3 protein-coding genes are annotated in these 6,000 nt (G+C 40.9%); all 3 read right to left on the bottom strand.

Features of this window, described 5'->3' with window-relative positions; all coding sequences use genetic code 11:
• Positions 1 to 183: 183 nt before the first annotated feature.
• The 3 genes from J7I93_RS21805 to J7I93_RS21795 all read right to left on the bottom strand — a co-directional run bounded on the left by J7I93_RS21805 (position 184) and on the right by J7I93_RS21795 (position 5,540).
• Positions 184 to 2,196, bottom strand: a complete 2,013-nt coding sequence (locus tag J7I93_RS21805) for an ABC transporter ATP-binding protein (RefSeq protein ID WP_214728458.1) — start codon at positions 2,194 to 2,196, stop codon at positions 184 to 186.
• Positions 2,193 to 3,950, bottom strand: a complete 1,758-nt coding sequence (locus J7I93_RS21800; protein WP_214728457.1) for an ABC transporter ATP-binding protein — start codon at positions 3,948 to 3,950, stop codon at positions 2,193 to 2,195. Before J7I93_RS21800 ends, J7I93_RS21805 begins: the two co-directional genes overlap by 4 nt.
• 801 nt (positions 3,951 to 4,751) lie before the next feature.
• Entirely contained in the window at positions 4,752 to 5,540 is a 789-nt protein-coding gene (locus tag J7I93_RS21795) for an alpha/beta fold hydrolase (protein WP_214728456.1), read from the bottom strand.
• Positions 5,541 to 6,000 lie beyond the last annotated feature (460 nt).

Raw genomic sequence — 6,000 nt, 5'->3', positions numbered from 1 at the left:
AATTATATGGACTTTATCTTCAGCATTGGTTTGACTCTTCAACTTTTAGTTATTGTTCATTATTTATACAGGATAAAGGTCAATTTTGTTTTTATAAACCAGGTTTTGTTGAACATCCCCTGACCGATAATCCATTTCCAGCAGACAAACATAAAAAGAAAGCGCCATTCGGCGCTTTCCCCTTTACCCAGCTAGTGTCGATCCCTGCTGGAGCTGATACATTTGATAATACTTTCCGTTCTGCCTCATTAATTCATCGTGGTTTCCTTTTTCAACGATTTTTCCCCGGTCGAGAACAAGGATTTGATCAGCGTTGCGGATTGTTGACAGACGGTGGGCGATGATAAAGGTCGTTCTTCCCTTTTTCAGCACATTCATTGCTTCCTGTATGACCATTTCCGTCTCTGTATCAATGCTGGAGGTTGCTTCATCCAGTATCAAAATGGCAGGGTCAAAAGCCAGTGCCCGCGCAAAGGAAATGAGCTGCCTTTGCCCGCTGGATAGTGTGCTGCCTTTTTCAATAACTGGTTCGTCAAAGCCTTTCTCAAGATGCTTAAAAATTTTATCTGCCCCTACATCCTTAAGAGCCTTTTCGACGGTCTCACGCGAGATATTGGGATCATCCAGGCTTACGTTTGAAGCGATGGTCCCGGTAAACAGGAACGGATCCTGCAGGACGATCCCCATATGCTTGCGAAGCTCCTGCCTTGGAACTTCCTTAATATCTATGCCGTCAATCATGATTCTTCCTTCCTGGGGATCATAAAAACGGAACAGCAAATTCATAATAGAGCTTTTTCCTGAACCGGTATGGCCGACCAGCGCCACTGTTTCCCCGTGCTTTGCTTCAAAGTTGATATCCTTCAAAACATATTCATTCTCTTTATAGCCGAAATGCACATGGTCGAATATAACATTACCTTTATAGCGCGGAATTTGCTTATCGCTTACATCAATACCTTCGTCATCAAGCAGACGAAATACCCTATCTCCTGCTACAAGCGCCTGTTCCAAATTGGCTAACTGATTCACAATACCCTGTACCGGCTGGAATAGACGGTTAATATAGTCGACAAAAGCGTATAGCATTCCAAGTGAAATGACTGATGATGCATTTAAGGATTCTCCCCCAAAGTACCAGATAAATGCTACGAATACTATATTCCTTAACACTGCGGTTAAATTATGAGAGGTCAGCGAATTCAAGCTTAGAAGTTTATTTTGATACGTAAAATGCTCTGTATTCAGCTTTTCAAAATCCTTTTGTGTCTCTTTTTCCCGGCTGAATGCCTGGATGATGTTCATTCCCTGAATCGATTCGTTAATCATTCCGTTAATATCACTCACCCTGGATCGGATAACGTGATTGTATTTGGATGCATATTTACGGTACACTACCGTCCATACGTAAAGAATCGGCAGCAGGATTAAACAGATTGCCGCAAGCTTGGCATTCAGAATAAATAAAGCGATATAAATACCAGAAATATAAATAGCGCTTGTAAAGAAGGTAGCCAATACGGTTACGTATAATTCGCGAATTGCTTCCGTATCGTTGGTAATTCTGGCCACCACCTTGCCGGCCGGCAAATTATCAAAATAACCGATTGGAAGCCTTTGGATCTGTTCAAATACATCCTTCCGCATTTTTTGAATAATCCTGTTTGCCGACTTCTGGAGATAAAAGCGCTGTCCATACTGAAAGAATGCAGCGATAACCAGCATACCAAAGTAAAAGGCCAGCAGCTTAAAAATCTTCGGAATCTCCGGCCTGTAAAATTGCATTAATTCGTCACTGGTCAGTACCTTCCCTTTATAAGCTTCCGTTTGCCCGCCCTTTTCTATTACCAGTGTGCCATCTTTAAAGGTTCTGCTCCCATCAAAAGTAATTTCTTCATTTACAAAAATAAATTGGCTGCCCACCTGAAAAATGCGGGCCTGATCGATTGTTTTCTCTCCTTTGGAGATATTTTGTTCTTTTTTATAAAAGTGGCCATCATACGGTACTGCCTCTTTATCCCCCTGTGTCTGGTACCAGACAGATTCAATGCCAAGGATATGATCATCAATCATTTTCTTCGCGATAAATGGCCCTGCGAGATCCGCAGCGACAGCTACCGTTAGCATCAGTAACGCAGCAATAATTATTTTTTTATAATGAAGTGCATAGCGGAATAATCGCTTCCCCGTTGTCATGAAAGCACCTCCTCTTCAGCAGCAGCCTGGGTCTGCTGCCTTTCAAACTGTTCCTTGTACCAGCCATTCCCGGCCATCAATTCCTCATGTGAACCTTCTTCAACAATTACACCTTCATCGAGGACGATAATATGATCGGCATGCTGGACAGCCGACATCCGGTGGGTTGTGATAATCGTTGTTCTATTCTTTCGTTCAGATCGAATATTATCGATAATACTTTTCTCTGTTTTTGCATCAACTGCTGACAGCGAATCATCCAGTATGAGTATTTCCGGATCTTTTACAAGTGCACGAGCGATGGAAATCCTCTGTTTTTGACCTCCTGATAAAGCAACCCCTTTTTCGCCAACAAGCGTTTCAAGCCCTTCTGGAAGCATCTCCAGATCTTTGCGGAATGCCGCCAAATCAATGGCCTTTTGCATATCTTCTTCAGTCGCATCCTTTTTACCCAAAAGAATGTTTTCACGTACGGTTCTTGAAAATAGAACGTGATCCTGGGGGACATAACCGATCCAGCCCCTTGTTCTCTCAAGCTCCTGTTCTTCAATCGGTACATTAGCAATTGCAAGTGTACCGGTTCCCGCCGGATACTCTCTCAGCAGCTGTTTAATAAAAGTGGTTTTCCCGCTGCCTGTTTTTCCGACAATCCCCAGCGTTTCCCCGCGCTCAATATGCAATTGTATCCCTTTCAGGTTTGCTGCTTTGGATGAAGGATATTGGAAGTGTACATCCGCAAAAGAAACACTATCAGGTGTTTCAACAAAAGAAGGTGTTTCCGGATTTTTTATATCCTGTTTTGCAGATAAAGTTTCCTGTACCCGATCGAGTGAGGCGTTTCCTCTTTGCATAACATTGATTAATTCTCCGATTGCAAACATCGGCCAAATCAGCATCCCTAAATACACATTGAAAGAAACTAGCTGGCCCAATGTAATGGATTGATGGAAAACAAGATAAGCCCCGTATCCAAGCCCAATAAGATAGCTTAGACCGACAATGACTTTGATGGTTGGCTCAAACAGAGAGTCAATTTTGGCCACTTGAATATTTTTCTTATAAACATCCTCGGTAAGATTATGGAAGCGCTGCTGATCGGCTCTTTCCTGTACATAAGCGCGCACAACCCTTACGCCCGAAACCGATTCAAGGACCCGGTCATTCAGCTCTCCAAATGCATCCTGGGCACTCATAAATCGGGTATGGATCTTCTTGCCGTATACCTTTATCAAATAAGCCATAATAGGCAGAGGCAAAATGGCTGCAAAAGTTAATTTCCAGCTCACTAAAAACCCCATAGTAAACAGAATCGTCAGCATAAAGACACTAGAATCCACAAGGGTTAGTATCCCAAATCCGGCTGTGACCGAAATGGCTTTTAAATCATTTGTCGCCCTGGCCATTAAGTCACCTGTACGGTTCTTCTCAAAAAATGTTGGAGTCATTTTCAGCAAATGGCCCATAAACTGTGTCCGCAGCTTTCTTTCTACCAGAAATGCCCCGCCAAAGAGCTGATACATCCAAATATACGTAATGGCATAGGACACTACAGTGATTAATGCCAATAAACCCAGATATTCCATAATTTTTGCACTGTCCAATGCACCGAGATGAATATCGTCAATCGCCATTCCTACAAGCCTCGGCGGCATCACATCCAGGATGCCGACAATGATTAACAGGGTGATTGCTATTGTATACCTTTTCCAGTTTTCTTTAAAAAACCAGCTTAATTTCCCTAAAATTGAAAACAAAGTTCTCTCCCCTTTCCGCAGAAAGTTCAGAATTAAATGTCTAATTCAATCCGTGAACCTCCCTTAGCCAATACCTGATCCTTACCTAGCCTCCATCGAGATCCTCTGGCAAAACTGCTTTTCTTTCCACTCTTACTTCAATCATGTAAATCTCCTCCTAATGTTTGTTTTTCTGCTGTTCAACAGCAGGCGCTCTCTTTCAAGCGAAAGTATATGGAAACAGGCATATCCTGCAGTTCCTACTGGTAAAACCGTCTGAAATTTTGTCCAATAGCTATAAAAAAGCTTTTTTGACTTTGTTATTACATTGAAAAAAGGCGTGTTCCCCTTGAGATTGCATTCGAATTTCCTTTGTGCAGAGATTTATTCGAGGATGCTGTTTCAATCTCCGGGGGATTAGCGAGTAAAAGGGAGTCCTCAACAGGGCATTTTGCCGATGAGGCTCCCGGATCGATCCCACCTGGAGCTGAAACAAAAGACAAAAAAAGACATACCGCGGCATGCGATATGTCTTAAAAGACAAAAGAGCCCACGTTACGATTCGTAACCTGAGCTCCCTAAAAAAGTGCAGAAAATACCCTGCTTACATTTTCATTTTATTTATAGGAGAGGTTACAATTTTTGTGTATTCAGCTTTTTTCTGAAGATGATGGATAAAGATCATTTTGTACCCCTCCTTTTCATTATTTTCCATATTGGTAAGATTATCATCGCCATTCACAAAAGTCAATCGGCTTTTTTCCCATTCTTAAAAATTTTCTGTATTCAAAAAAAAGATCCCTATTTATTAAGGATCTTTTTTCATGAAGCCAGTCTTCGTTTTTGTCTATTGATAAAATCAATTGTAATTTGATTAAATAAATCTGGTTCATCAATATTGCAGACGTGCCCCGCTCCTTTGATAACCTTAAATGTAGCCGTTTTTGCTTTTTGGGTGATCGTTTTAACAGACTTAATAAACAGGTGGTCCTCCTGCCCCATGATGAAGAGGGTAGGAATATGCGAAATGCTCGTTTGCAATTTTTCAAGGTAAGGATTCACCGACTTGGTCAGTGAGAGCCAGTTTATAAATTCCTTTTGGCACATTTTCGCAGCCTGCCTTACAAATGCGTGCCTTGATTCAAGATGATTCTTCTTTGGCATAATGATCCAGGCAAACAAACGGTAAAGAACCATATAAGGCATCATATACTTTGTCATATTAGCTATCGCAATCAAAAATCTTGTCCGCCAATTCAATTCCGTAATGGCACCGCCAAGAATCATAGATGCAACTCTTGAAGGATGGTCCTGGGCAATTGTTTGAATCACAATGGTTCCCAAAGAAATACCGACAAAATGGGATTCCTCGATACACAAATGATCCAGTACATCAATAATTTCCCGGGACACCTCTGAGAAATGATCCCCTTCTTCCCAAGTTCCTCTGCCGGACTGTCCATGGCCGCGCAAATCTACCAGCAGTACATTAAAATACTTTTTATACTCTCTCATTTGTTTATACCAAATAGCAGAGCTTCCTCCTGCGCCATGCACAAAGGTTACCCAGGGCAAAGATTCATCTTTCACATAGGTGCGGTAATATAGCATAAAAAACTCCTAACCTCTTTCCAGCGTCATTAGATCTAGGTAATTAAAATAAATGAACTATCACTTTATTGTAAAGGATTTCACTAAAAAAAGCTTTGAAAATCACATAATATTCTTTAGTCAATTTTAAAGTATTTTTTCCCAAAAATATTATCCTTCAAATAACTTCCCTCTTTTTAGAATCCAAAACCAAATCAGCATCTTTTTCCATTTATTTGTTAATTGCACAATAAAAAAACCAGCCGAATTCAGTAACGGGTTCTTTTACCTGTCGCAAATATTAGAATGACCATCAATTTGCATGTGAATTTGATGGTCATTTTTCATGATATAACGCGAATAATTATAAAAATAGGCCGGAAAAAGTGGTCCAATTTGTATTTCGAAATGTAAGGTTACAGAGATTTCTGTTACCTCGCAAATTGGATTGCAAAATGCTGTGATTTTTAGTTACAAACTA

The organism is Bacillus sp. ISL-47, assembly GCF_018613175.1.
In the GTDB taxonomy this organism is placed as follows: domain Bacteria; phylum Bacillota; class Bacilli; order Bacillales; family Cytobacillaceae; genus Cytobacillus.
This window is presented reverse-complemented; position numbering and strand designations above follow the sequence as displayed.